Consider the following 26380-nt stretch of genomic DNA (forward strand, 5'->3'; position numbering starts at 1 on the left):
ACGTGCACATCTGTATCAACCTTATAGGCTCCACAAGGTATACGGGTAGCATTTCTAGCTAACATTCTCACTCACCTCCTTGAACACTTTGGGCGTCACTCATTACAGCGTCAACGTCCACTTTCCTATCATCACTTACTTTGCCAGCCCCTTCGGCAACTAATTTATTGTAAAGCGGCCCAACTTTTGAATTCCACACGCGCTCATTAATATCGCCTATGTGGTGCATGCGAATAATGCCTTTAGCATCAATCACAAAGTGCTCTGGTGCACCAGTAACACCAAGGTCAAGAGAGGTATCGCGATAAACATCGAAGATATTGTACGCGTAAGGGTTGCCATAGCGGCTGAGCATGTCGGTGACCTCTTGCTGCACGCGACTAAGTGTTTTTGTGCCAAAGTCTGGGTCTAAATCCTGGTCGAAATACAACCCCACAATGTGAACATTTTGCTCATTCTTAAGCTGAGTAAGGAACGGCATTTCGACAGCACAAGTCACGCACCATACACCCCATACATTTAAGATAGTCACCTTTCCTTTTAAATCTTCTGGGGTATAGGTTATATCTGGCTGCATAAGGTCTGGCAGTGAGAATGCAGGTAATGTTTTGTCTTGAACCTGAGAGTCTAGCTCTCTAGGGTCAGAAAAAAGCCCTTTAAATAAGAAAATAACCAGCAAAGAAAATAGCACCAATGGAATGGCAACAAGTGGAGCTTTTTTCATTACGCGTCTCCTTTCACTGAAGTATCTGAAATAACAGATGCTTGATCATTGCCTATCGATGAGTTCGCGTCATTATTGCCACCAAATACACGCTTTATCTTTTTCACCTTAGCCATACGATAACGCTTGTCGCTAATGGAGAAAATGCCGCCTATCGCCATTACTACCGCGCCAGCCCATAGCCAGATAACAAACGGTTTAATGTAAATACGAATGGCCCAGGCACCGTTGTCTAACGGTTCACCCATAGCAATAAATAAGTCTCGTGCTAGGTTTGAATGAATAGCCGCTTCTGTCATCGGCATGCGCTGAACAATGTACAAACGTTTCTCAGGCTCTAAATGCGCTATTAATTCGCCATTTTTATAAACGTCGAATACGCCCTTGTCCGCGTCAAAGTTCGGGCCTTGTACTTTACGTACGTCTTTGAAGTTAAAATCATAACCACCTAGAGAAACGGTATCGCCAATGTCCATGCGCACATCCCGCTCCATTTCGTAGTTTGAAACAAGGGTAATACCGATGATACAAATAGCAAAGCCAACATGGCCCAACACCATGCCCCAGTGACTTGGCGTAAGCTTGCGAAGTTTAGCTATTACTGATGCATTATCAGCATTACGTGAAGGCATAGCTGTTAAACGCTGCATCACTTCTTGCACTGTGGTGACGAGGATCCAAAACACCAACACCATACCCAACATACCCATGTAAGTTGGTTCGTCGTAGGCAAAGTTCACTAGTACACCTGCACTTAGTGCTATTCCACCTGCAACCAAGAGTTGCTTTTGCAGTTCGCTGGCTTTTTGCTGCTTCCAACGCGTTAGCGGACCAAGCCCTAGCATCAATACAAAGGGCACAATCAACAAGGTGAACATTTGGTTAAAGAACGGCGCGCCTACGGAGATACTGCCTAAGCCTAACTCTTTGTGAACAAGAGGCAGTAGCGTACCAAGAAGAACAACCAATGTTGCTGCACACAGAAAAACATTGTTGCCCATTAACAGCACTTCACGAGAAAAAGCTTGGTAGCGTCCTGGGCTTTTAAGCGAAGCCGCACGCATGGCATAAAGCAGCAAGCCAAATCCGCTAAGTACAATTAAAATGCCCAGTATAAACAGGCCACGAGTAGGGTCGCTTGCAAAAGAGTGCACCGAAACGATGACCCCGGAACGTACTAAAAAGGTACCTAATAAACTCAAACTAAATGCGGCAATTGCAAGCAGCACTGTCCATGATTTAAACGCCTTTCGCTTTTCGGTCACTGCCAGAGAGTGCATCAGGGCCGTACCTACCAACCAAGGCATAAACGAGGCATTTTCTACTGGGTCCCAGAACCACCAGCCACCCCAGCCAAGTTCGTAATAGGCCCACCAGCTGCCTAGCGCAATGCCTACGGTTAGAAACGCCCACGCAGAGATAACCCATGGCCTTGACCAACGCGCCCAGGTTGAATCTAACTGACCAGAAATAAGCGCCGAGATAGCAAACGCAAAAGCGACAGAAAAGCCTACGTAGCCCATATAAAGCATAGGCGGGTGAATGATCATACCAAAATCTTGCAGCAGCGGATTAAGATCTCGCCCGTCTACAGGGAAAAACGGCAGCATGCTGTTAAAAGGGTTGGAGGTAAGCAGCATAAATAAATAAAAACCAATGCCTACCATGCCTAATACCGACAGTACTCTAGCGACCATAGCAAGTGGAATACCCTTGCTGAATATCGCTACAGCCACTGTCCAGATTGAAAGCATCAATACCCACAGTAGGAATGAACCTTCATGACCGCCCCACACTGCGGTAATTTTATAATAGATAGGAAGCCGGCTATTTGAATGCTGCGCAACGTAAGCCACGCTGAAATCATCGGTAACGAACGCATAGGTCAAGCAGACATAGGCAATAAGTGTAAAAGTAAACAGGCCAATGGCTAACGGCTTCGCCGTAGCCATTAACGTTTCATGCTGACGGTGAGCACCCCATAACGGATAAACCGCCAATAAAATAGAGAGCACTAGCGCAAGCGTCAGCGCTATATTTCCAATCTCAGGCACCATAAATTATTTGCCTCCAGTGCCGTTTGACGACTCGTAAGAAGGCATATTTTCAGGTTTAACGTGTTTAATGCCTTTCATTTTTTCTGCCAACTCAGGTGGCATGTATTCTTCATCGTGTTTAGCAAGTACTTCCTGCGCTTTGATATTCTTCTCGCCGGTGAGTACCCCCGTTGCCACAATGCCCTGCCCTTCGCGGAACAAATCAGGCAAGATCCCTGTGTAAGTCACTGTAACCGTTGGACCGGTATCGATTAAGTCGAAGCTCACCGCTAAGCTTTCCTGATCTCGCTTCACACTGCCAGGTACCACCATACCGCCTATGCGAAGGCGCTGACCGACTTGCGGTTTCTGTCCATTTTTGCCTTCGATAATTTCGCTAGGTGTATAAAAAAGGTCAATACTGTCGTTTAGAGCGTAAAGCATCAATCCAATTGCACTTACTACTAAAAAACCGATAATTCCTACTACGGTCAATCGCTGCTTTCGTCTCGGGTTCATGCAACTCTCACTTCGAAAAAACTAATAAACGATAAAAACGCAAATAAATGCCAAGTTAACTTTTAACGTTAAACTAGGCGCTGTCTTGCTGTTGCTGTCGCGCTTTTTTAATGCGCGCTTTGCGTTCTTTTTCCACCATCACCTGCTTTAAAAGGCCGCGATGCTTAATAAAACTTTGTACGGCGATAATGGCCATTGCCACAAAAGTAACGCCAAACGACAGCCATACGTAAAATGCATAGCCACCCATAGCTAAAAAATCGGAAAAGGACTCAAACTGCATCTTAATTGCCCTCTTTCACAAATGTACTTGCCGTATCGCTTTGCTGCTTTGACATTGCTTTCATAGCCAACGCTTGCACCCAAGGCCTGTGCATTTCTCGCAATACAATTTCATTTCGTAAACGCACTGTGGTTACAGCACCAATAAAGAAAGCAAAACCCAGTAAGTTAATTAACAGCGGCCACAACATTTCAGGCGCAATCGAAGGGTTGTCAAACTTACTGATCGTTGCACCTTGATGTAACGTGTTCCACCACTCTACCGAGTAGTGAATAATGGGGATATTTACAACGCCAACAAGTGCCATTACGCCTGCGGCTTTGCCAGCCTGCTGTTTGTCTTCAAATGCACCGTAAAGGGCGATAACCCCCATGTACAAGAACAGTAGAATAAGCTCTGACGTCAGGCGTGCATCCCACACCCACCAAGCTCCCCACATGGGTTTACCCCAGGCCGCTCCGGTGAACAACGCGATAAAAGTCATCACTGCACCAATGGGCGCCATGGCGATCATACTCATATAAGCAGTACGCCACTGCCAAACCATACCTACCAGGGCCGCAATTGCCATAGCAACATAGGTTCCCATAGACAAAATAGCGCTTGGCACATGGATGTAAATAATACGAAACGAATCACCTTGCTGATAATCTTGGGGTGCGAAGGCAAGGCCCCATATAGTGCCTATGCTCAAACATATTAAAGCACCAACCCAAAACCAAGGCTGTAAAGTTAAACAAAGCTGGTACGCACGCTCTGTTTTTGCGTAGGGGTGTAACCACTTCCACATTAGTTTTGACTCACTTTTAAAGAATACGCGATGGCAAACGGTGCCAATGCCGCAGCCAATAAAAGCATGGCGGCAATAATAGCAAGTTGCGCATGATAAGGTAATTGCAGTGCGGCAGAATCAACAGCCGACGTGGCAAATATCAGTAAAGGAATAAAGACAGGAATAAGTAATAGCGCTAAAAGTACTCCGCCCTTCTGCAATCCAACGGTAAGTCCTACCGCAATCGCACCAATCAATGAAAGTAGCGGCGTACCCAGCAGCAAAGTTAAAACAAGCGCGATATACATATCCACTGTCAGATTCAAAAACATCGCTAATAAAGGCGAAAGCAAAAATAAGGGCACGAAACTAACCAACCAGTGTACGGTTACTTTTACCGCGCTTACCGCCGGTAACGCCATGCCAGAAAGCATGTATTGCTCTAACGAACCGTCTTGAAAGTCATCGCGAAAAAGCCTTTCCATCGCCATTAAAGAGGACAGTATGGCGGCAATCCAAATTACCCCTGGCCCTATGCGCTGTAGGGTATCGGGAGACGGGCTAACGCCTAACGGAAACAAAGTCACTACCATGGTTAAAAACATGAGTGGCTGCACCAATTCCGCTTTTTGCTTAAAAGCGATGTGCATGTCGCGCTTAAAAATACCTTTGTAAAGTGACATTAAAAGCGGTACTCCAAATCGAATACACGGTGTTCGCCAGCTGCGTTCGACAAAGATTGATGTGACGTAGTGATAATAAGACCGCCGTTACTCACGTGCTCTTTCATACTCGTTTCAAGTAAGTTAACCCCTTTTACATCAAGCGCTGTAAACGGTTCATCCAATATCCACACCTTTGCTGGTTTTAGCCATAGTCGTGATAGCGCCACACGACGCTGCTGACCGGCCGATAAGTACCTTACAGGCACATCTTCAAGTCCAACCAATCCCACTTTCTCTAACACGTCAAAAAGCGTGTTATCAGGCACCGAAACCTTGTGCTGAGCTAACCAGAACGATAGATTATCTAAGGCAGAAAGGCTGCCGTTAGTACCGCTTTTGTGACCGAGATAAAAAAGGTCATGGTAGTAGCCTGCCTTGTCCTCTGAAATGTCCACTCCGTTGTACAGTACTGCGCCTGCATCGGGCGAACTCAGCCCTGTTAAAATGCGCAGCAAGCTGGTTTTCCCTGCACCGTTAGACCCGCGTAAATACAGCAACTCATTGGAATCGACAACCAGTGAAAGCCCTTCAAATAGGGTCCTGTCTCGTTTGCTGCATGTTAACCCGCGCGCCTCTAACACTGCCTAGCTACTCCAACGTTCAGAAGAGGTTATAAAAAATGGCGCTAGTCTACCACATGAACGCTTTTTCGCAGTCGCGAATTCCAATTAAATATGATTTACTTCAACGACAAAGGCATTTTTCCTTTGGGCATCTTGCCTTTAATTGGACGTTTTTCTCTGTGCTATTGGTAGTCCTGCGTTAATAGGAAAACAGCCCTTAATAGCTTTGCTATACTTAAAATAGTAAGGAAAAGCGCCACCGTGCCGATATCACAATCATGACAACACCATTATCATCTCTATTGGCAGCCGCTTCGAATCCACCTTCAGGCTCTGGTTCTGCATCCTTATCACAAGCAGGAAGTGTAAACGCTGCGGCTCAAGGGCAAAAAGGAAGTTCGTCTCCCGCTATTACTAATGCCGCATTGTCTCAGGCAGCCGCGTTAGATAATGCCGCTAAAGTAATAGTTGAACGTTTGCCCGAACGGGTATTAGCAATAAGCGCCCCGGTAAATAGCAACTCATCAAGTAGCGCAGCTTCAGCTGCACAAGCACTTAATGTTGCCCTACCTGCCGAGATAGATGCAAAACTGTCAAAGCAAGCAATTAGCAACGCGCAGCTCGCTCTTTTACCTCAAAGTACTCTAGCCGAAAAACCTGGTGCTCAGCGTGCTGTGTTGCTTACCACGAGTTTGTCGCAACAGAACGTCGTATTAACGGCTCCGGATAAAGCAGATTTGCTCAAAGCTGTGGCAAAGACGCTCGCTGAAAATAATGCCGCTGTCACCCTCAAAGGTGAACTCGCTATTTCAACAAAAAGCGAGAGCTTCGGGCAGCTCATGGTTAATACTTCGAAAAATAACGCCGTACCGCTTAGTGAGATAAGTACTGAAAAGCTAGATAGTGCTGCTAAATCGGCACTTCAAAAGTTGCTTGGCCAGCAGGTTGTAGTAGGGCTAAGTAGAGCAAGCAATGGGAGTATCACACTTCGGATTTCTCAGGAACTTTCAAAAGCAGGCAATGAACCGAGAGTTAATGTCAGTAATTTTGCCACCATTACACATAAAAATGTAAGTACCAACTTACAACAACAAGTTATTGCGAATGCGATTAGGCAAGGGGGCGTGGCAATTGAGCGCAATTCCAATAACCCTCCAAGCCTTAATGCTGTAATAAAAAGTTCAGATACCAAACCGGACGCTCTAAAAGCTGTATCTGCGCTAACCTTGATTGATAACAAGCTTTCGATACGTACAGCGCAACAAAGCCCGCTAGTCCAAATAAACTTGCCTCAGAGCAGCGCGCCTTCTATATCTATTCCTTCTTTAAAGGCAGAACAGGTAAACAAATTCGATCTGTCACAACTTCCCACAGTAACCGCAAAAGGGACAGAAACAGGATTAGATAGAGGTGCTGGTAGTATTACATCTACTGGCGCACATATTGATAAAGAAGCCCCCACATCACTAAAAGGCTCGGATGTGCACAGGGCAATCACCGCCCTTTCTCGAGTCTTACTCAGTCAAACGGGCAATACAAACCAAGCGTTAAGCCAACTTGTCACTATTGTTGAGAACGGAAAGTTATTGCAAGATGCCGGTGCGACCAAGACACCTGAAGTACAGCATATTGATAAGATATTGCAGCAGCTAAAAGGCCTTGATGCGCTTAACGCCAAACCTTCGCAAGCCAGAGCGGTTAATGGTGACTTTATCGGGCCTCCCAAGCCTACTATCGAGCAATTGATGGCGGCGGCAAAAGCGGCTAAACAATCTAAGACCAATGGGTCAGAAGAAACGATGGGAATGCAAGGAAGGGATAGTGGAAGTAAGCCATCCTTTGTATCACTCGCCTCCCTAGCTCAGTCTCTAAGCGCACAAGCAAAAGGGTTATCAAATAATTTACTAAGTAGTTTTGCTCAGCAGTTGACGGCAATTCAAAGTAAGGGCGCAGATGCTCCCCCTATTATTTCAGACACCGATAAGCCTCTTGCTGGCGTTAAAGCAAGCGAAAGCTTCATGGGAGAGAGCGTAAATGCTACCAACGACGTTAATAACGGACCTAAAAAACTCTCACAAGACATGAACGACCAGGGTTTATCTCAACGCTTGCAGCAGCTTATCTCAACACAAGCCTTGGTAACTACTCCGATTAATTTAACGTCGCCTGTAAGTTCATCAAGCTTCGTACAAGGCATGGTTGCGTTAGTTCAGTTGGCGTTAGCAGGCCGAGCCATGCAAAAACAGCCTAGCTTAAAAACCCAAATAGATGCTCCCGACTCTATCGTTTCAAAAACGCTATCGAATATGGGAGTGACCACGCAACCAAGTCGCGTTAGCCAAGACATGAACCAGTTAGACGGGCGCCAGCAGTTGCTTTCTCAACTTAAAACCTTGCTTAGCAGTCATCAGCAAAGCAAAGTAGCAAGTGTCGACTCTCGCATTCAAGGACAAGATAGTTTCTATTACGTTTTACCGTCGCTTTCACAACACCACAGTCCGCCCGAGCTCTTAATAAAGCGTGACCAGGGTGGGCAAAACAATAAACAAGCAAAGGCGGGCCAACGCTCGCTTTGGAATATCACGATGAAGCTGGACATTGGAGATAGCGGGCAAGTATTGGCGAAGTCAAAGATTGATAAAAGCACGATTACTTTAGATTTATACGCATCGAACGATGAAGTGCTTAGGCGTATTGGTGATACGCTACCCTATCTGCATAAGCGCCTTTCCTCTCTCGGGCTTGTGGTTGAAAATACAAGTTACCAGCGAGGCCATATCCCTGAAACGTTAAACACACGCCCTCACCAGATATTTGAAACTAGGGTTTAGGTAGAAGGTGTATGACTGATTCTCAAAAGACAAAACGCGCTATTGGCCTAAAATACGATGGCGGTGACAAGAAAAACGCGCCGAAAGTAGTATCTAAAGGCTATGGAGACTTAGCTGAGGCGATAATCGCCATGGCTGAAGAAACTGGGATACTTATTCATGAAGACCCGTATTTAAGTGAAGTTCTTACCACGTTAGATGTAGGGCAAGACATACCCGAGTCACTGTATTTCGTCATTGCTGAACTTCTTGCTTACTCATATGTATTGCAGGGGAAAATCCCCCCTGGGTGGGAAGGTATTATCAAACGAGTGGATTTTGAAGTGTGAGGATAAAAAATAACCATTTATATCGCCAAACTGCCCTTTTCTTTTTCATAAGTGATTGTTAAAGGTAAGTTCGTTACTGTGCACCTTTCCTCTTTAAAATAAAAGAGCCCGATTTAAGCGAGCTCTTTTGGTATTAAATTGATGTTTGTGAGCTTATCTAAACAGGACTTTTTCTTTATTGAACCAATGGATACAAAAGAAAATTAGACCTGTCGCAATCACCGCCGTAGACGTGAATATGCCAAATAGTGCAAAGTAGTCCATGGTGCCTTTGAACAGCTCTTTCATGGCAAGGGCAACGTTAGTAAGCGGCACCCAAACCCAGCCTCCTTTAAGCTCTACCCCCGGCATCATCGCAATGATTACAGGGAAAATAACTACCATAATTAGTGAACCCATGTAGCTTTGCGCTTCTTTAAAAGAGCGAGCGTAGATCGATAGCGATAATAATACTGCCGCAAAAACTGCCACTACAGGTACTAACATCAAGAAAATTAGCAAGAAGTCTACAAGACCTATCATTGACATAATTTCAACGACAAATTCAACAGCCATGCCCTGGGATAGCACTAGACCCCATATGGCCATGGAAGACACCGTTATTAGCGCGGTAACAATGCCTGCGGTGGCTACCGTAAAGAACTTACCTAATACCAACTTGTGACGGTCCATTGGCGATATAAGCAGGGTTTCTAAAGTACCACGTTCTTTTTCACCTGCCCCTAAATCTGCTGCTGGTGCCATTGCGCCCTGTAAACACAAAATAAAAATGAAGTAGGGCAACATACCGCCTAAGCGTTCACCCCACACTTCGCGATCATCCGCCACATTTTGCTTTTCTATTTTGATTGGCTTTAGTAAAGCCTCCTGCTGAGTTTCATCGAGGTTTAGCTGTGCAAACGCACTTTGCTGAAATGCATCGGTATATTCATCAATTATGTCGGAAACACGCCCCATAACTTTGTTAAGGCCTGCATCGTTTAAATAAAGCTGAATCTTGTGTTGCCCTGAATTTAATACGTCACTGTCAAAACTCTCTGGTATAACCAACACGAAGTCTAACGTTTCGTCTTTAATGAGTTTGGCATAGTCAATCTCATCGCCAATCGTAACTGGCTCGAATTTATCAGAGGCATCATTAAAAGACTGTACAATTTCCGGTGCATAGGTTTCGCCAACAATCGCGTATTTCAACACCGCGTTTTCCGCTTTGTCCGCCGCTGAACTCATAAAAAAGAATGCCACCCCAAAGATGGCAGGGAATAATAAAAGTGGTAAACCAATCATAAATATGATGGTTTTCTTATCCCGCAATAGCTCTTTGAACTCCTTTTTAAAGATTAACCACATTGCCCATCTCCTCAGAATCCATTGAAAGTGTTTTTAGGAAGCTCTTATGCATTTGCCCAGCCTCTGCACCATTACCAGAAAGTGCACTAAAGGCGGCAAGCGAATCGTTAAATACTGTTTCTCCTTGATTAATGACTGTTACTTTGTCACAAAGAGCTTGTACTTCGTCGAGGTGGTGGGTAGAGAAAATTACCGGTGTACCTTTATCCTTAAGACGTTGGATAAATTCCATTACGGTACTAGTCGCCATAATATCAAGGCCAGTTGTAGGCTCATCGAGAACAACCAACTCTGGCTCGTGAATAACCGCACGGGCAATCGACACTTTTTGTTTCATGCCTGATGAGAAATTCTCAGCTCTTCTATCAAGGAAGGTTTGCATATCGAGCAAGTCAGCTAACTCTTCAATACGTGCATTAATCACATTTTTTGAAATGCCGTGTAGCTCACCGAAGTAGCTAATATTTTCACGCCCACTTAAACGGCCGTATAGACCCGTTGAACTGGAAAGAAAACCAATCTTTTTTCGCGCAATGTTTGGGTTAGAAAGTACGTCCTCGCCACCTATAAGCACTTTACCGCTGTCAGGTTTAAGCGCTGTTGAAAGCATACGCAATGTAGTGGTTTTACCTGCACCATTAGGCCCTAGAAGTCCCAGAACCTGACCTTTTTCGCAAGTAAAAGACACATCCCTTACTGACTGAAAATAACGCCCTTTTAAACGCGGATCCTTCTTCTCTTGTTCGCTAAGCTTTTTCGGGTTTTCCACCGTAAAGCGTTTAGCGAGACCTGATATTTCAATCATTCCCTTTCCCTCTTGATGTAAGCTATTCTCAATTTTAATCGTTGCTTAAGGCATTGTTTGCTGTAGCCGCAAATTTTCCTTATTTATATTCTGAAAAGTTGAACCTTGGAAATACACCATAATCCAACCTTTCTTTTTAGTCTTCGCTTATCGTACTTTATTACAGCATTCCCTGTTTTTATTTTTTGTACAAGTTTCAACCGGATATTAAGTGTTAGTAAATATTTCTTAATATACCCTGCGTAGCAAAGGCATAAAAAAACCCACCTTTCGGTGGGTTTTTAAACACGCTTGTAAAACCTATATTATTCAGGAAGTACGTCGTCTTCGCCCTGTGGCAATGCTTCTTCAGCCTGCATGGTTTTAGAAAGCAACAGTTCTTGACGGATCTTTGTTTCGATCTCATTGGCTGTTTCAGGGTGTTCTTTAAGGTACTTCATTACGTTTGCTTTACCTTGACCAATGCGATCACCCTTGTAGCTGTACCAAGCGCCAGCTTTGTCAACAAGCTTCTGCTTAACACCAAGGTCGATAAGTTCAGCTTCTTTACTGATACCTTCACCGTAGCGGATCATAAACTCGGCTTGCTTAAATGGAGGCGCAACCTTGTTCTTCACTACCTTCACGCGAGTTTCGTTACCTACTACCTCATCGCCTTCTTTAACTGCGCCAATACGGCGAATGTCTAAACGTACAGATGAGTAGAACTTAAGCGCGTTACCACCAGTAGTGGTTTCTGGGTTACCAAACATTACACCAATTTTCATACGAATTTGGTTAATGAAGATACATAGTGTATTTGAGCGCTTGATATTACCTGTAAGCTTACGCAACGCTTGCGACATAAGACGGGCCTGAAGACCAACGTGAGAGTCACCCATGTCACCTTCAATTTCCGCTTTAGGTGTAAGTGCTGCTACCGAGTCAACAATAACAACGTCTACCGCACCTGACCGTACTAGCATATCGCAAATTTCTAGCGCTTGTTCACCAGTATCAGGCTGAGAAACTAATAGTTCGTCAATGTTTACACCGAGCTTTTCAGCGTATACTGGGTCTAGAGCATGCTCAGCATCTACGAACGCACAGGTTTTACCCTTCTTCTGCGCTTCAGCAATAACTTGAAGCGTTAGCGTTGTCTTACCTGACGATTCAGGACCGTAAATTTCTACTACACGTCCACAAGGTAAACCACCTATACCTAGAGCGATATCAATGGTTAGTGAGCCAGTAGAAATCGCTTCAATATCCATGGCTTGGTTGTCGCCTAAGCGCATAATAGCGCCTTTACCAAATTGCTTTTCAATTTGGCCAACTGCGGCGGTTAAAGCTTTTGATTTGTTATCGTCCACGTATGTATCCTCTAGGATTTGCGGTTAAATTCTTTCTTGGTGGTTTCCATATATTGTATGAAATTACCAAATAATGAACACATTCTATACTGTACAAGCATACAGTTTCAACCAGTGTTTTTAAATTTTGCTCAACATTTTAACTAAGTGCGTTATGGCAAAGGTAATAGCATGCTCTCGCACTTCGTCTCTATCACCACTAAACACCTTTTTAACTTGTTCATCTTTCTGAACACATAAAAAGCCAAACCACACCGTGCCTACTGGCTTTTCTTCGCTGCCACCGCCAGGCCCGGCGATGCCACTTACGGTCACAGCTAGCTGCGCGCCGCTATTGCGTCGCACGCCTTCTGCCATTTCTTTTACCGTTTGCTTCGACACTGCACCATGCTCTTTAAGCGTCTGCTCGGTAACGCCTAATATGTTCTGCTTCGCATCATTTGAGTAGGTCACCCAAGATTGATTAAACCAGTCAGAGCTTCCCGAAACGCTGGTGAAAGCAAAGGCAATCCCCCCACCTGTACAGGATTCTGCACTAGATACACTCCAATCTTTTGCTCTAAGTGCATCTCCTAGTGCCTGAACTTGCGCAGATAATGCGCTATCAAGCTTTAAAGGGCTGGCGTTTACCGTCGAATCAGTTGAAAATGTTGTACTCATTTAGATATACCTAATTACACCTGTTGTGCTTTATCAGATCTTCGCTTGATCTTAGTGGGCGTGAGTTTATCATTTATTCCCCTTAACAGGCATTAAACCCAGCAACAAATTCGCAGAGGCATTTTTTTTGGAATCACATACTCCTATGATGCGCCAGTACCTGACTATTAAGGCGCAGCATCCGAATATTTTATTGTTTTATCGCATGGGTGACTTTTACGAGTTGTTTTACGACGATGCCAAAAAAGCTGCGGAATTACTGGATATATCGCTAACAGCAAGAGGGAAATCTGGTGGCGAGCCAATCCCTATGGCGGGAGTGCCCTACCATGCGGTGGAGAGCTACCTCTCGCGCTTAGTCAAAATGGGCGAGTCGGTTGCCATTTGTGAACAGGTTGGTGATCCTGCCACCAGTAAAGGCCCCGTTGAACGCGCAGTGCAGCGCATTGTTACGCCCGGTACGGTTACAGACGAAGCGCTGCTAGAAGAGCGTCGCGACAATATTCTTGCGGCGGTGTGCGGTCATAGTATGCATTATGGTTTAGCCACATTAGATGTCACCAGTGGCAGGTTCGTTATTTTCGAAAGTGATAGTGATGAAGGCCTATTGGCAGAGATTCAGCGCGTTAGCCCGGCAGAACTCCTTTACCCTGAAGGGTTTGAAAGTTTAGCTCTGGTTGAAAATCGTAAAGGGCTTAGACGCCGCCCTGAGTGGGAATTCGACATCGATACTGCCACCGAACAGCTAAATGCTCAGTTTGAAACCAAAACGTTAGACGGCTTTGGAGTAAAAGGTATAACAAAAGGCCTAGGCGCAGCGGGATGTGTTTTACAGTATGTCAAAGATACTCAGCGCACGGCATTGCCACATATACGACGCATTCAAACCGAGCAGCAAGATAGCCGTGTGCAGCTTGATGCCGCCACCCGCAGAAATTTAGAGCTTACTCATAATTTATCGGGTGGACAGGAAAATACCCTGTTCAGCGTGATGGATACCACTACCACCGCCATGGGTAGCCGTATGCTACAGCGCGTTATTCATTCGCCTTTAACAGACCAGCATGAACTGCACAGCCGTCTTGATGCTGTTGAAACTTTCATTAACGACGACCCTGAAGATATTCGACTAGCGCTAAAACACATTGGTGATATTGAGCGTATTATGGCCCGCTTAGCCCTTCGTTCTGCGCGCCCTCGTGACTTTGCTCGCCTGAAAAATGCATTTAACGCGCTGCCTGATTTACAAGATGCCTTAGCTCGGTTCGATACAGGGCAAATTAGAAGTATCAGCGAAACCATTGGCACTTACCCAGAGCTTCAAGCGCTGTTAAACGATGCCATTATTGATAACCCGCCAGTGGTAATACGGGATGGCGGCGTGATTGCCGAGGGCTACAACGCCGAACTTGATGAATTGCGTAAACTTTCACGAGGTGCTACCGACTACTTAGACGCTATGGAGCAACGTGAGCGCGAGCGCACGGGCATTTCTACGCTAAAAGTGGGCTATAACAAAGTTCACGGGTTCTTTATTGAAATTAGCCGGGCGAACAGTGCTCTAGCGCCCGCTGAATATATTCGAAGACAAACGCTTAAAAATACTGAACGTTATATAACGCCCGAACTTAAAGAGCACGAAGATAAAGTATTAAGCAGCCAAGGCGCTGCGCTTGCTCTTGAAAAGCAGCTTTATGAAGCCTTATTCGACAACTTTGCACCGCACTTGAATAATTTAATTGAAACCGCCGCAGCGCTTGCCAAGCTTGACGTGCTGTGCTGTTTTGCAGAACGCGCCGTATCACTTGACTGGTATCGTCCGAACTTAAGCCAAGAATGCGCGCTTACTTATGAAGCTGGTCGCCACCCTGTTGTTGAAAATGTGATGAAAGACCCCTTCATTGCTAATCCACTTCAGCTTGATTCCGAGCGCCGCATGTTAATCATTACCGGTCCTAACATGGGCGGTAAATCAACTTACATGCGCCAAACCGCGCTCATTGCATTGTTAGCCTGTATTGGTAGCTTTGTGCCTGCTGAAAACGCCCACATAGGAAAGCTTGATCGCATCTTTACGCGTATTGGCGCATCGGATGATTTAGCCTCAGGTCGCTCAACCTTTATGGTTGAGATGACAGAAACAGCGAACATTCTCAATAATGCCACAGAAAATTCATTGGTATTAATGGATGAGATTGGTCGCGGCACCAGTACCTATGATGGATTATCACTAGCTTGGGCCTGCGCAAGTTACTTGGCAAAGCAGCTAAACGCTTATACGCTTTTTGCTACCCATTACTTCGAGCTTACTGAGCTTCCAGAAACGCAAAGTGGCGTAGTGAACGTGCACTTAGACGCGATGGAATTTGAAGATACCATTCGCTTTATGCATACGGTATCAGAAGGTGCGGCGAGCAAAAGCTTCGGTTTACAGGTCGCCCAGCTTGCAGGCGTTCCTAAAGCGGTAATAAAAGCAGCACAGCAGAAGCTTGCCGTATTAGAATCTTCACATCTTATGACCAGCACCGAAAGTGGGTCAGAGAAAGCCAACGGTGAGTCTTCTATACCAAAGAGCTCGTCAAAAGGTTTAAGTAAAACCAGCGCCTCAGGAAAAGCCACGTCAAATACTAAAGGCCAAGCAGAAATGCTATTTCCCGATAAACCGCATCCAGTAGTAGAGACACTTGAAAACTTATCGCCCGATGAGCTATCACCGCGCCAAGCGCTAGACCTTATTTACACACTTAAGCGCCTAAGCCAGTCTTAAACCAAGCTTAAGCGCGTATAAATTGCGCATCATGTGGGCAAATTGATTGTCTGCCCACATGATTTTGCGTATACTATCGCCCCGTCCAAAGTGTAGCTGGTTTTGTTCTAAACTCAGCCTATATTTACCATACAACCCAAACGTTCTAGGTTTCGCATGACAAATTATATTTTCGTCACAGGTGGTGTAGTTTCATCGCTAGGTAAAGGTATTGCTGCAGCATCGCTGGCCGCAATTCTGGAAGCTCGCGGTCTCACCGTAACCATGTTAAAACTCGACCCTTACATCAATGTCGACCCGGGCACTATGAGCCCTATCCAGCATGGTGAAGTATTTGTTACTGATGACGGCGCCGAGACCGATCTGGATCTTGGTCACTACGAGCGTTTTATTCGCACCCGCATGACAAAGCGCAACAACTTCACTACTGGTCGTGTGTATGAAGAAGTACTTAAGCGCGAACGTCGCGGTGATTACTTAGGTGCGACTATTCAGGTGATCCCTCACATCACAAACGAAATTAAGCGCCGCGTAATTGAAGGTGCTGAAGGTCACGATGTGGCTATCGTTGAAGTGGGCGGAACCGTTGGTGACATCGAGTCACAACCGTTCTTGGAAGCAATTCGCCAGCTTGGTACAGAAGTGGGCCGTGAACGCGCTATGTTCATGCATTTAACGCTAGTGCCTTATATGCCCGCGTCAGGCGAAGTCAAAACTAAGCCTACGCAACACTCGGTAAAAGAGCTGCGTTCTATTGGTATTCAGCCAGACATTCTTGTGTGCCGTTCAGTTGGCGCATTACCGGCTAGTGAGCGTTCTAAAATCGCGCTGTTCACCAATGTAGCCGATAAAGCCGTTATTTCACTTAAAGACGTAGACAGCATATACCGTATTCCTGCTGCACTTAAAGCGCAAGGTATGGACCAGCTGGTTGTAGATCGCTTTGGTCTTGAGTGCAATGAGGCCGACCTATCTGAGTGGGAACAAGTACTTTACGCAGAGTCTAACCCAACGGCTGAAGTAAATATCGGAATGATCGGCAAGTACGTTGAATTGCCAGACGCTTATAAGTCGGTTAATGAAGCGCTTAAGCACGCTGGTCTTAAAAACCGTCTTACCGTGAACATTCATCACATCGACTCACAAGATGTGGAAAGCAAAGGTACACAAATCCTAGAGCAGTTAGATGCTATCTTAGTACCTGGCGGCTTCGGTGAACGCGGTATTGAAGGTAAAATCGCAGCAGCCCGTTATGCCCGTGAAAACAAGGTGCCTTACTTAGGCATTTGTTTAGGTATGCAAGTCGCGCTTATCGAATATGCACGTAATGTGGCAGGTATGGAAAACGCGAACAGTACTGAATTTAATCCAGACACACCTTATCCTGTCGTGGGTCTTATTACCGAGTGGTTAGACGCTGCGGGTACCACTGAAGTACGTACCGAAACGTCCGACTTGGGCGGCACTATGCGCTTAGGTAGCCAGCTTTGCCATCTTATCGAAGGTACAAAAGTTCATGAGATGTACGGCAATGCCGAGATTTATGAGCGTCACCGTCACCGTTACGAAGTAAATAACAACCTGCGCGACCAAATTGAAGCGGCGGGATTAAAGGTAAGTGGTTTGTCCACTGACAAGCGACTTGTAGAAGTGGTGGAAATCCCTGATCATCCATGGTTCATTGCGGGCCAATTCCACCCTGAGTTCACATCAACTCCTCGGGATGGACACCCACTGTTTACTGGTTTCGTTGCTGCGGCAGGCAAATACCAGAAAGAAAATCACTAATTTCTAATAAAAGGGGCGCTCTCTCCCGTTGCGCCCCATTCAATTGTTGAGGAAAAAACATGGCGAAAATTAGTCGCATTATCGGACGCGAAATCTTAGATTCACGCGGTAACCCTACTGTAGAAGCAGACGTATATTTAGAATCGGGCGTAATGGGCCGAGCTGCTGCACCATCTGGTGCCTCTACTGGTAGCCGCGAAGCACTAGAACTACGCGACGGCGACAAGTCTCGTTACCTAGGTAAAGGTGTAACAAAGGCAGTTGCAGCAGTTAACGATACCATCGCGCCTGCACTTATCGGTAAAGATGCTCTAGCACAAGCTGATATCGACGGCATCATGATTGACCTTGATGGCACAGAAAACAAAGAAACAATTGGTGCAAACGCAATTCTTGCAGTATCTCTTGCTGTAGCTAAAGCGGCTGCGGCGGAAAAAGGCGTAGCGCTTTATGAGCACATTGCAGACCTAAACGGTACATCTGGTCAATACTCTATGCCAGTACCTATGATGAATATCATCAACGGTGGTGAGCACGCTGACAACAACGTAGATATTCAAGAGTTCATGGTGCAGCCAGTTGGCGCGAAGAGCTTCAAAGAAGCACTACGTATGGGCGCTGAAATCTTCCACGCTCTTAAGAAAGTACTTTCTGCTAAAGGCCTTAACACAGCAGTTGGCGACGAAGGGGGTTTTGCCCCTAACCTTAGCTCAAACGCTGAAGCGCTTGCTGTTATCGTTGAAGCCGTTGAAAATGCTGGCTACAAAATGAATGAAGACATCACGCTAGCACTAGACTGTGCGGCGTCTGAATTCTACAAAGAAGGCAAATACGTATTATCTGGCGAAGACAAGAGCTTCGATTCAGAAGCGTTTGGCGACTATCTTGCTGATCTTTCTGCACAGTACCCAATTGTATCAATTGAAGACGGCCTGGACGAAAGCGACTGGGACGGCTGGGCAAGCCTAACCAAGAAAATTGGTGACAAAGTACAGCTAGTTGGTGACGACTTGTTTGTAACTAACACTAAAATTCTTAAGCGTGGTATCGATAACGGTATTGGTAACTCAATCCTTATCAAGTTTAACCAAATTGGTTCATTAACTGAAACCCTTAACGCAATTAAGATGGCGAAAGACGCTGGCTTTACAGCGGTTATCTCTCACCGTTCTGGCGAAACTGAAGATGCGACCATTGCTGACCTAGCAGTAGGTACAGCGGCGGGCCAAATTAAGACGGGTTCACTATGTCGTTCTGACCGTGTTGCTAAGTACAACCAACTTCTTCGCATTGAAGAAGCACTAGGTGACGCAGCTACTTATAAAGGCCTTACCGAAATCAAAGGTCAATAAGCTTAAGCCAAATATGGTTTAACTAGCTTTGTTGAAAGGCACCAGCGTAATTCGCGGTGCCTTTTTTGTTTGCCCAGCGAAGCTGGCAAACAAAAAAAAGCCCTAACTGGCGTTAGGGCTAATGCACACATCACAACCACACTTTGTGATCCAGGGTGTATATACTGCCGCGTGCCACGGCAGTTGTTTTACAAATTAAAAACGATAGTTTGCACCTACAGTAATTCTTCGGTCAGTAAGACCTTGGAAGCACAGAAGTGAGCCTTCGTTAACACAGTACTGCTCTACTTCAGACTCAGTAATGTTTACTGCCTCAACACCAATATTAAGGTTTTCGTTAACATCGTAAGTCACACTTGCATTTAACTGACCACGGTCAGCTTGTACCGCAGGGAACCCCCACGGGAAGCTAGATGTACTACCGAAGTCATCTGTACGATAAGCTTCACGCCATGTGTAGCGCATACGAGCAGACAAACCAAACTTCTCGTAGTAAAGCGTAATGTTGTAAGCATTTTCAGACAGATTTAGTAAACCTTGCACTGCGGTTACGTCGATATCTTCGACCCCCGTAGTCGCAGCGAAGACGGCGTCAGCACGACTTGTCGCCGAGTTTTCCAACTCACCACCAGAGAACTCTTGCATTGTGTAGTTAGCAAGTACACCGAAACCTGATGCCCATCCGAGCTCTTGTTCAAAGCTGGAAAGGTCATATTGCACAGCGATTTCGATACCTTTTTGTGTTGTTTCAGCAGAATCGTTCACTTTCGTCTCTGTACCAACACAAACACCTGTACCTAGGTCTGGACCAAATACGTTAATATCAGCGATAGGGTTGAAGATACCACCACCTTCACATGGGTCAGTTAGATCGCGGTAACCTGTTGTAGGGTCCTCATATGCACTTACGATTTGGTCTACGTGTAACTCTTTACGCGTCTTGTGGAAAAAGCCCACACTCAACACGCTCGCCTCAGCGAAGTACCATTCAGCGGCTATGTCATAAGAAATAACTTCTTCAGGTTTCAAGTTAGGATTACCGATAGCTACGTTCGGGTTAGGGCTAGTACTGAATGTTACCGATGTAGAAAGATCATCAAAGTTAGGACGGCGAATATCTTTACCCGCGCCAAACCTTAGTACAACATCATCCGCCACATCAGCAACTAAGTTAAAACGTGGTAGGAAGTAGTTATAATCAGATTCAGATACAATTGTAGAGACAACATCGTTACCAGCGTCATCCTCCGTCACTGAGTTACCCGTTGAAGTTATGTCAGTTTGAACGTAACGAAAACCGAAGTTACCTCTAAACATTTCATACTCGAAGTTAGCTTGAGCATAAAGTGCGTGCGTATCCTCTTCGATATCAAAGAAACCTGACGAACTTGCTGTTGGTTGACTTAGTGACCGTGTAGAACCATGTGCTTCTAGCGCACCTTGCAACGTTGATAATACAGCATCTGGGTCAGAAGAGACTAGCTCAGGATCGATGATAAGAAAGTCCTTTACGTATAACTCTCGACCATCAGCTTCGTTGAAGTTGTCGGGGCCAGCCACTAGCAAATTAGAGAAGAGGTCACCACGCGGACTATCTTCCATCGAACGCAGACCAACGCTAGTGCTAATGTCCTGCATCATACTGCTAGACTTGTTGTAACGATAGCCAAAATCAACCGATGTGATAAGTGAGTCGACGTAATAAGTGAAATCGACTCTGAACGCATCTTCAGAATTTTCAACAACGTCGCGACCAATATTCACGTCACGAAGTACTACGTTGTAGGGGTCTAATAATTGATCTACGGTTGGGGCGTATTCAGCACCATCAGCAATACCAAAGGTTAAAGCTCCACCCGTCAAATCATATTCGAACGGCACTGCATTGTCGTTCGCACCGCCTGGGTCAAGAGGAACATTTGGGTTAATGAAGTTAAGCGTTGTATTGAAGCTTGGTGTAGTAGTATCAGACGAGGAAGACGCTACTTCTGCAAACACGTTCCACTTTTCGCCCTGCCATTCACCACCTAGACGAAAAATTTCACTTTTCGTTACGCGAGAGTTTGTATCTGTTGACAAACGTAGATTTGGATCGTCGTCATCGTTTTCTAAATCAATAGGAATAACGCCACGTAAAGCAGCTTGTATAGACCCTAAGTTAGTTCCACCCAGTGAACCAAAGTTAATGGTTTCAAACTCATCTGGGACAGATACATCGTTTAACGCACTTACACCCGATGCTTGAACACGAGAACTCTCTTGCAGACGCTCTTGATCATTAATAATGGCGTCAAAGAAAACCTTAGTGTTGTCATTCGGCGCCCATTCAATAGTACCCACTAGGTTTTTAGTTTCGTATTCAAAGTTATCGTAGTCTTGAACAAAGAATTGGATAGGCAAAAAGTCGAAAGACTGTGCGCTCGCTACACCACTATCTGATGCAACTAAGTTATCTCTATCAGCACGAGGGCGAAACGCGGTAACATCTTGTTGTGCATAGCTACCGCTTATAACAACACCAATGGTGCCGTGGTCGGTATCCCAGTTATCGCCAAACGTGCCCGAAATACGAGGTTGAAAGTTGCTGTCAGTTGTTAAGCTACTGTTTTCGCCTTGTACGCGAAACGCTGCGAGCTGTTCATTAAGCTGTAAGGGGCGAATTGTCTTCAGGTTAATCGTACCACCCACTGAGCCTTCGATCGTTTTTGCGTCTGGCGACTTAGTCACTTCCAAACCAGCAATAATAGCGGCTGAAACGTCTTCAAAATCAATACCGCTTCGACCTGCACCAGAACCAACTGTTGAAACACCGTTAATTTCTGTACGGTTAGCATCTGTACCACGAATTTGTACGCCTGTACCAACACCCGCTTCACGAGTAATTTGAATACCGGTGATATTCTCAAGCACTTCTGCTAAGTTCTGGTCTGGTAACTTACCAATATCTTCTGCTTCGATAACCTCAACAAGATTATTCTTGAAGCGCTTTTCATTCATTGCGCTAGCGAGTGACGCTCGGATACCCGATACTTCAATGACTTCTACATCTTCGTTTTGTTCTTGCTGTGTTTCTTGCGCATTTACTGATGCGGTCAGGCTTAGTGTCGTAGCCGAAAGTACCGCAAGTGTAATCTTTGATAATTTGTGTGCCATGTGTGTTTTCCTCTTAAGGATTGAGGAATGTCTAATCACTCATTCCTTACCGCTTAATTGATTTGCAACTTACCCGCCCTGCAAACTTGCCTTACACCTACTTTACAAGACCGTTACAAAAGTAAGACAAGTTTTTACATTGGTCAACACAAAATGTTAAAAAATGGTCAATTTTGTTTATATTTTTGGCATTACCAATATTTATAGAGAATGAATCGCTATGCTTAAACGACCCAAAAACAGGGTTATAAACGCCATATTTCAATGACTTACATTATTCACAGTTTAATTTATCAACGTTTAATAGTACTTACTCGCCCATTAGGTTATGCAACATAATTGGTAATACAGGTTTGTGGTAAACTGGTCTCTCACCAACAAATTGTTAAAAAGTAAGTGCAAAACTTAGAATTGTTAATCGCTCGGCTCAATTGCGGCAATGGCTTTTGAAATAGCTATGTGGCGCTTATTGTCGTTTCTTGATACGGTTAAACAATAATCAAACACATGTGCAGATAAGTAATGACATCAGAGAAACCTTCTTCTCGATCTCAAGCAGGCTTTTTCAGTGAATCGGGTGAGTTAGGTGGAAGCCATGCGCAGTTCACAGAAATTTGTACTGCGCTCTATGAGAGAGAATTATTAACACTTGCTCATTTGAACACAAACAATGCATCAATGTTGAAACGTCGAATGGGCGGCCTGCCCTATCATATTCGAAGCGTAGCTCGCTATATGGTTACGCAACTTCAATTGCCCCCTACGCTTAAAGTCGATACGCATAACGGAAGCTGGTTTTGTAAGCAACCGAGCAAATGTCCTGGTTTAACGCAAGATAATGAAAAATGTGTGCAATGGTTCAAGAAGAATACGGATTATGGTTTAGTTGTTCCTGTACTCGTTCAAAGCATTGAAGGACTTACGATTGAACTTGACTCTATTGATATGTTTCGCGAGTCCAAAGATAGGATTCATTTGAATAAGCATGGTTGGTTCGATATAGGTGAAGGCCAATTAACTAAAAAATGTGCGACACAAGATACTATTATCACTCAACCTATTGACGAAATTTCAAAAAGTGTATTCTCTTCGTGCCAACTATCAAGCACAACACTTACGTTGTTAAAACCTACTAAAGCCATAATAAGTAGTGCTTGCTGCGGTCATATGTGGAACTACAAATCAAAAACTAGCCCGCGTTCTCTTTCATTAAGAGAGATGCGCTTGTCCACTCAGGTCAATTGGAAAAATCTCACTTCAACGCGAAACAAACAATAATTATTCAGTTTTTTTGCATGATATTTCAAGAATAAAAAACCATCTTATTGACTTTATTAGTATACCTGTCCTAACCCACCTTAATCAGATGGCGTAAATTGTAGAAGATTGCACTGAAGACTGCCCACCCCCTGCTCTAAACGACAATTATTAGGATATACATCCTAAATAATCAAAAGATAGCTTTTATACGCGAAAAATATACTCATTATCGTAAACAATGGTTGACCTCTTCATGCCACATGGGTACATTGTCGCTATCAACTTGGTCAGCAAAGAAACAACAGCAAATGCGTATCCGTTTTCTTCTTCTATCTCTACTCCTTATGGCAGCCAGACTGCACGGGTAGATTGCGACCAGCGATTCAAAATCACTAAAACCCGTGCCAAGCACGGGTTTTTTTTTAACTATTCAACTGAGAGAGCGTCATGACAAATCAAGTGAAGATCTTTGATACCACATTGCGAGACGGTGAGCAGGCCTTACCTGCAAGCCTAAGTGCCAAAGAGAAATTACAGATCGCGCTGGCGCTCGAACGCTTAGGCGTAGATATTATTGAAGCAGGCTTTCCTGTGTCTTCGCCGGGCGACTTTCGTTCTGTACAAATGATTGCCAAAGAGGTTAAAAACTCTGTCGTTTGTGGCCTATCTCGTGCGTTACCTGGCGATATTGATGCCTGTGGTCAAGCATTAAGCGTTGCTGAGCAGTTCCGAATTCACACCTTCATCGCAACGTCGGAAATTCACGTTGGCGCTAAGCTTCGTAAATCACAAGATGAAATTGTAGATATGGCAGTGGCTGCAGTGAAACATGCTCGTAAGTACACTGACGATGTAGAGTTTTCGTGCGAAGACGCCGGCCGGACCCATATCGATTACTTATGCCGAATGGTTGAAGCAGCTATTAACGCTGGGGCGACAACGGTTAACATTCCAGACACCGTAGGCTACACAACACCTACAGAGTTCGGCGGCATTATTCAGCAATTGTTCAATCGCGTACCCAACATCGACAAAGCGACAATCTCCGTTCACTGTCACAACGACTTGGGCTTAGCAGTAGCAAATTCGTTGGCAGCCGTTGAGCAAGGTGCAAGACAGGTAGAATGTACGATTAACGGTATTGGAGAGCGTGCCGGTAATGCATCGCTTGAAGAGATAGCCATGATCTTACAAACCCGTAAGAGCATGTTAGGCATTGACACCAATATCAACTCCACTGAAATTTCTCGCACCTCTAAGTTAGTTAGCCAGCTTTGTAATATGCCAGTTCAGGCCAACAAAGCCATTGTAGGTGCCAATGCGTTTAGTCACTCATCTGGTATTCACCAAGATGGTGTTTTAAAAGCGCAAAATACCTATGAAATTATGACGCCGGAAAGTGTGGGCATTAATAAGAATAATCTAAACCTAACGTCTCGCTCTGGCCGCCACGTTATTAAGCACCGCTTAACTGAACTTGGCTATAAAGCAGAAGACTACGATTTAGAGGCAGTATACGACGCCTTCTTAAAGCTAGCGGATAAGAAAGGTCAAGTATACGACTACGATCTTGAAGCTTTGTTGTTCTTCGATAAGCAAAAGCATGACCAGGCGCACTTCCAGCTACTCTATCTTCAAGCGAATTCTGGACGTGAAATTATTCCGAGCGCCACCGTTAAAATGAAAGTAGGCGCAGAGGAAATTACCCAATCAAGCATAGGAAACGGACCTGTAGATGCGGCTTATAAGGCCATTATGTCTATACTGGGTCACGAAGATTTAGAAGTTGTCGACTTTAAACTAGATTCAAAAGGTGAAGGTGCCGATGCCTTGGCACAAGTGAGCGTTATAGCCACATATAAAGGTCGCCGTTTCCATGGAATTGGCCTCGCTACAGATATCGTAGAGGCCGGCGTAAAAGCCCTTATCTTTGTATTAAACAACACATATTTAGCCGATCAAATCGATCAGCAAAAAAATCAACAAGAACGCGTTGCAGGAGTATAAATGAGCCAGTATTCAATTGCCGTATTAGCCGGAGACGGTATCGGCCCAGAAGTTATGCAGGAAGCCAATAAGGTTTTAGATGCTGTTGAAAAGAAATTTAACGTTAGCTTAAACCGTACTGCGTATCCTGTAGGTGGCTACGCCATTGATACTGAAGGTGAAGCGCTACCCTCTAAAACCTTGCTGGGCTGCGAACAAGCCGATGCAATTTTGTTTGGCAGTATCGGCGGCCCTAAGTGGGACACTTTACCGCTAGAACAACGCCCAGAACGCGCAGCACTGCTTACCCTTCGCAGCCATTTTGACCTGTTCAGCAACTTGCGCCCTGCTCGCATTTACCCAGGTCTTGAAAGCTTATCTCCTCTTCGAGAAGACATTGCCAAATCAGGCGTAGATGTTTTAGTAGTTCGCGAATTAACTAGCGGCATCTACTTTGGTCAACCAAAAGGTCGTGAAGGTGAAGGTGAAGAAGAATTCGCCTATGACACTATGCGCTATAGCAAACGCGAGATTCGCCGAATCGCTATTGCGGCATTTGAAGCAGCCCAAAAGCGGCGCGGTAAAGTTACCTCAGTAGATAAAGCTAATGTATTGGTTACCAGCCGTTTATGGCGTGAAATTGCTGAAGAAGTTGCAAAAGACTATCCAGATGTAGAGCTTGACCATATTTACATCGACAATGCCACTATGCAAATCATGAAGAACCCGGCACAGTTTGACGTAATGCTATGTTCAAACCTTTTTGGCGATATCGTTTCTGATGAATGTGCCATGATGACAGGCTCTATGGGCTTGTTGCCATCGGCAAGTATGAACGAAGAAGGCTTCGGCCTTTATGAGCCAGCCGGCGGTTCAGCGCCTGATATTGCTGGCCAAGGCATTGCTAACCCTATCGCTCAAATTTTATCAGCCGCCATGATGCTACGTTTTAGCATGAACTTGGGCGATGCCGCAGACGCTATTGAAAAAGCAGTGGTGGCGACACTAGAAGCAGGTGTACTTACAGGCGAGTTACTACCAGCAGAAAAGCGCAGCCAGGCGGCAAGCACGTCGCAAGTTGGCGATGAAATCGTAAAACAATTAATGGCGCAGGAGTAAAATAAC

At 45.0% G+C, this 26380-nt stretch carries 20 protein-coding genes; 8 read left to right on the plus strand and 12 right to left on the minus strand.

All coding sequences use genetic code 11. The features are described from left to right. Positions 1-67: 67 nt before the first annotated feature. From D1814_RS03340 to ccmA, 7 genes are all read right to left on the minus strand, one after another. On the minus strand, positions 68-724 hold the full coding sequence (locus D1814_RS03340; protein ID WP_118490097.1) for a redoxin family protein: 657 nt from the start codon (positions 722-724) through the stop codon (positions 68-70). Next, positions 724-2781 (minus strand): heme lyase CcmF/NrfE family subunit, encoded by a 2058-nt coding sequence (locus D1814_RS03345; protein WP_118490098.1) that lies wholly within the window; start codon positions 2779-2781, stop codon positions 724-726. Before D1814_RS03345 ends, D1814_RS03340 begins: the two co-directional genes overlap by 1 nt. A 3-nt stretch (positions 2782-2784) precedes the next feature. Next, positions 2785-3279: a cytochrome c maturation protein CcmE gene (gene ccmE, locus D1814_RS03350; RefSeq protein WP_118490099.1), complete on the minus strand. Its 495-nt coding sequence runs from the start codon at positions 3277-3279 to the stop codon at positions 2785-2787. 73 nt (positions 3280-3352) lie between these two features. Further along, positions 3353-3562 carry a heme exporter protein CcmD gene (gene ccmD, locus D1814_RS03355; protein WP_118490100.1) on the minus strand — a complete coding sequence of 70 codons (210 nt, stop codon included), beginning with the start codon at positions 3560-3562 and terminating at the stop codon, positions 3353-3355. A 1-nt stretch (position 3563) separates the two neighbouring features. After that, positions 3564-4352, minus strand: a complete 789-nt coding sequence (locus tag D1814_RS03360) for a heme ABC transporter permease (RefSeq protein WP_118490101.1) — start codon at positions 4350-4352, stop codon at positions 3564-3566. Beyond that, positions 4352-5017: a heme exporter protein CcmB gene (gene ccmB / locus D1814_RS03365; RefSeq protein ID WP_025254248.1), complete on the minus strand. Its 666-nt coding sequence runs from the start codon at positions 5015-5017 to the stop codon at positions 4352-4354. The genes D1814_RS03360 and ccmB overlap by 1 nt, the downstream gene beginning before the upstream one ends. Continuing rightward, entirely contained in the window at positions 5017-5640 is a 624-nt protein-coding gene (gene ccmA, locus D1814_RS03370; RefSeq protein ID WP_118490102.1) for a cytochrome c biogenesis heme-transporting ATPase CcmA, read from the minus strand. The genes ccmB and ccmA overlap by 1 nt, the downstream gene beginning before the upstream one ends. Positions 5641-5900: 260 nt before the next feature. On the opposite strand from ccmA, the gene D1814_RS03375 reads away from it, so the two are divergent. Both D1814_RS03375 and D1814_RS03380 read left to right on the plus strand, forming a co-directional pair. After that, the gene (locus tag D1814_RS03375) at positions 5901-8453 is read left to right on the plus strand and encodes a flagellar hook-length control protein FliK (protein ID WP_118490103.1); all 2553 of its coding nucleotides are present in this window, start codon (positions 5901-5903) and stop codon (positions 8451-8453) included. Positions 8454-8464: 11 nt separating this feature from the next. Then, positions 8465-8782, plus strand: a complete 318-nt coding sequence (locus D1814_RS03380; protein WP_118490104.1) for an EscU/YscU/HrcU family type III secretion system export apparatus switch protein — start codon at positions 8465-8467, stop codon at positions 8780-8782. Positions 8783-8935: 153 nt separating this feature from the next. Here D1814_RS03380 and D1814_RS03385 read toward each other — a convergent pair whose 3' ends face one another. From D1814_RS03385 to D1814_RS03400, 4 genes are all read right to left on the minus strand, one after another. Next, positions 8936-10132 (minus strand): ABC transporter permease, encoded by a 1197-nt coding sequence (locus D1814_RS03385; RefSeq protein WP_118490105.1) that lies wholly within the window; start codon positions 10130-10132, stop codon positions 8936-8938. Then, positions 10116-10937 (minus strand): ATP-binding cassette domain-containing protein, encoded by an 822-nt coding sequence (locus D1814_RS03390; RefSeq protein WP_118490106.1) that lies wholly within the window; start codon positions 10935-10937, stop codon positions 10116-10118. Before D1814_RS03390 ends, D1814_RS03385 begins: the two co-directional genes overlap by 17 nt. 305 nt (positions 10938-11242) lie before the next feature. After that, complete coding sequence (gene recA, locus D1814_RS03395; protein ID WP_118490107.1) at positions 11243-12289, minus strand: recombinase RecA; 1047 nt, start codon at positions 12287-12289, stop codon at positions 11243-11245. A 120-nt stretch (positions 12290-12409) separates the two neighbouring features. Beyond that, complete coding sequence (locus D1814_RS03400) at positions 12410-12949, minus strand: CinA family protein (protein WP_118490108.1); 540 nt, start codon at positions 12947-12949, stop codon at positions 12410-12412. A gap of 145 nt (positions 12950-13094) precedes the next feature. Here D1814_RS03400 and mutS point away from each other — a divergent pair, with 145 nt between their 5' ends. The 3 genes from mutS (at position 13095) to eno (ending at position 18856) form a co-directional block, all read left to right on the plus strand. Continuing rightward, positions 13095-15716, plus strand: a complete 2622-nt coding sequence (gene mutS / locus D1814_RS03405; protein WP_118490109.1) for a DNA mismatch repair protein MutS — start codon at positions 13095-13097, stop codon at positions 15714-15716. 156 nt (positions 15717-15872) lie between these two features. Next, the gene (locus D1814_RS03410) at positions 15873-17504 is read left to right on the plus strand and encodes a CTP synthase (protein ID WP_118490110.1); all 1632 of its coding nucleotides are present in this window, start codon (positions 15873-15875) and stop codon (positions 17502-17504) included. Positions 17505-17563: 59 nt separating this feature from the next. Then, positions 17564-18856 carry a phosphopyruvate hydratase gene (eno, locus tag D1814_RS03415; protein WP_118490111.1) on the plus strand — a complete coding sequence of 431 codons (1293 nt, stop codon included), beginning with the start codon at positions 17564-17566 and terminating at the stop codon, positions 18854-18856. Positions 18857-19051: 195 nt separating this feature from the next. On the opposite strand, the gene D1814_RS03420 is transcribed toward eno, so the two are convergent. Then, a complete protein-coding gene (locus D1814_RS03420) occupies positions 19052-22009 on the minus strand; it encodes a TonB-dependent receptor (protein ID WP_118490112.1) in 2958 nt (985 codons plus the stop codon). A 522-nt stretch (positions 22010-22531) separates the two neighbouring features. Between D1814_RS03420 and D1814_RS03425 the strand changes: the two genes are divergently transcribed. The 3 genes from D1814_RS03425 to leuB all read left to right on the plus strand — a co-directional run bounded on the left by D1814_RS03425 (position 22532) and on the right by leuB (position 26374). Then, a complete protein-coding gene (locus D1814_RS03425) occupies positions 22532-23287 on the plus strand; it encodes a hypothetical protein (RefSeq protein WP_118490113.1) in 756 nt (251 codons plus the stop codon). Positions 23288-23716: 429 nt separating this feature from the next. After that, positions 23717-25276 carry a 2-isopropylmalate synthase gene (leuA, locus tag D1814_RS03430; RefSeq protein ID WP_118490114.1) on the plus strand — a complete coding sequence of 520 codons (1560 nt, stop codon included), beginning with the start codon at positions 23717-23719 and terminating at the stop codon, positions 25274-25276. Next, positions 25277-26374 (plus strand): 3-isopropylmalate dehydrogenase, encoded by a 1098-nt coding sequence (gene leuB, locus D1814_RS03435; protein WP_118490115.1) that lies wholly within the window; start codon positions 25277-25279, stop codon positions 26372-26374. Positions 26375-26380: the final 6 nt, after the last annotated feature.

This window comes from Alteromonas sp. BL110, from assembly GCF_003443615.1.
In the GTDB taxonomy this organism is placed as follows: Bacteria; Pseudomonadota; Gammaproteobacteria; order Enterobacterales; family Alteromonadaceae; genus Alteromonas.

Excerpts from the sequence above, each read along its gene's own strand:
- D1814_RS03425 (WP_118490113.1), top strand. The coding sequence starts at position 22,532 with ATGACATCAGAGAAACCTTCTTCTCGATCTCAAGCAGGCTTTTTCAGT.
- D1814_RS03345 (WP_118490098.1), bottom strand. The coding sequence starts at position 2,781 with ATGGTGCCTGAGATTGGAAATATAGCGCTGACGCTTGCGCTAGTGCTC.
- ccmB (WP_025254248.1), bottom strand. The coding sequence starts at position 5,017 with ATGTCACTTTACAAAGGTATTTTTAAGCGCGACATGCACATCGCTTTT.
- leuA (WP_118490114.1), top strand. The coding sequence starts at position 23,717 with ATGACAAATCAAGTGAAGATCTTTGATACCACATTGCGAGACGGTGAG.
- leuB (WP_118490115.1), top strand. The coding sequence starts at position 25,277 with ATGAGCCAGTATTCAATTGCCGTATTAGCCGGAGACGGTATCGGCCCA.
- ccmE (WP_118490099.1), bottom strand. The coding sequence starts at position 3,279 with ATGAACCCGAGACGAAAGCAGCGATTGACCGTAGTAGGAATTATCGGT.
- D1814_RS03375 (WP_118490103.1), top strand. The coding sequence starts at position 5,901 with ATGACAACACCATTATCATCTCTATTGGCAGCCGCTTCGAATCCACCT.
- mutS (WP_118490109.1), top strand. The coding sequence starts at position 13,095 with ATGATGCGCCAGTACCTGACTATTAAGGCGCAGCATCCGAATATTTTA.
- D1814_RS03390 (WP_118490106.1), bottom strand. The coding sequence starts at position 10,937 with ATGATTGAAATATCAGGTCTCGCTAAACGCTTTACGGTGGAAAACCCG.
- D1814_RS03360 (WP_118490101.1), bottom strand. The coding sequence starts at position 4,352 with ATGTGGAAGTGGTTACACCCCTACGCAAAAACAGAGCGTGCGTACCAG.
- eno (WP_118490111.1), top strand. The coding sequence starts at position 17,564 with ATGGCGAAAATTAGTCGCATTATCGGACGCGAAATCTTAGATTCACGC.
- D1814_RS03340 (WP_118490097.1), bottom strand. The coding sequence starts at position 724 with ATGAAAAAAGCTCCACTTGTTGCCATTCCATTGGTGCTATTTTCTTTG.
- D1814_RS03400 (WP_118490108.1), bottom strand. The coding sequence starts at position 12,949 with ATGAGTACAACATTTTCAACTGATTCGACGGTAAACGCCAGCCCTTTA.
- D1814_RS03420 (WP_118490112.1), bottom strand. The coding sequence starts at position 22,009 with ATGGCACACAAATTATCAAAGATTACACTTGCGGTACTTTCGGCTACG.
- ccmD (WP_118490100.1), bottom strand. The coding sequence starts at position 3,562 with ATGCAGTTTGAGTCCTTTTCCGATTTTTTAGCTATGGGTGGCTATGCA.
- D1814_RS03385 (WP_118490105.1), bottom strand. The coding sequence starts at position 10,132 with ATGTGGTTAATCTTTAAAAAGGAGTTCAAAGAGCTATTGCGGGATAAG.
- D1814_RS03380 (WP_118490104.1), top strand. The coding sequence starts at position 8,465 with ATGACTGATTCTCAAAAGACAAAACGCGCTATTGGCCTAAAATACGAT.
- D1814_RS03410 (WP_118490110.1), top strand. The coding sequence starts at position 15,873 with ATGACAAATTATATTTTCGTCACAGGTGGTGTAGTTTCATCGCTAGGT.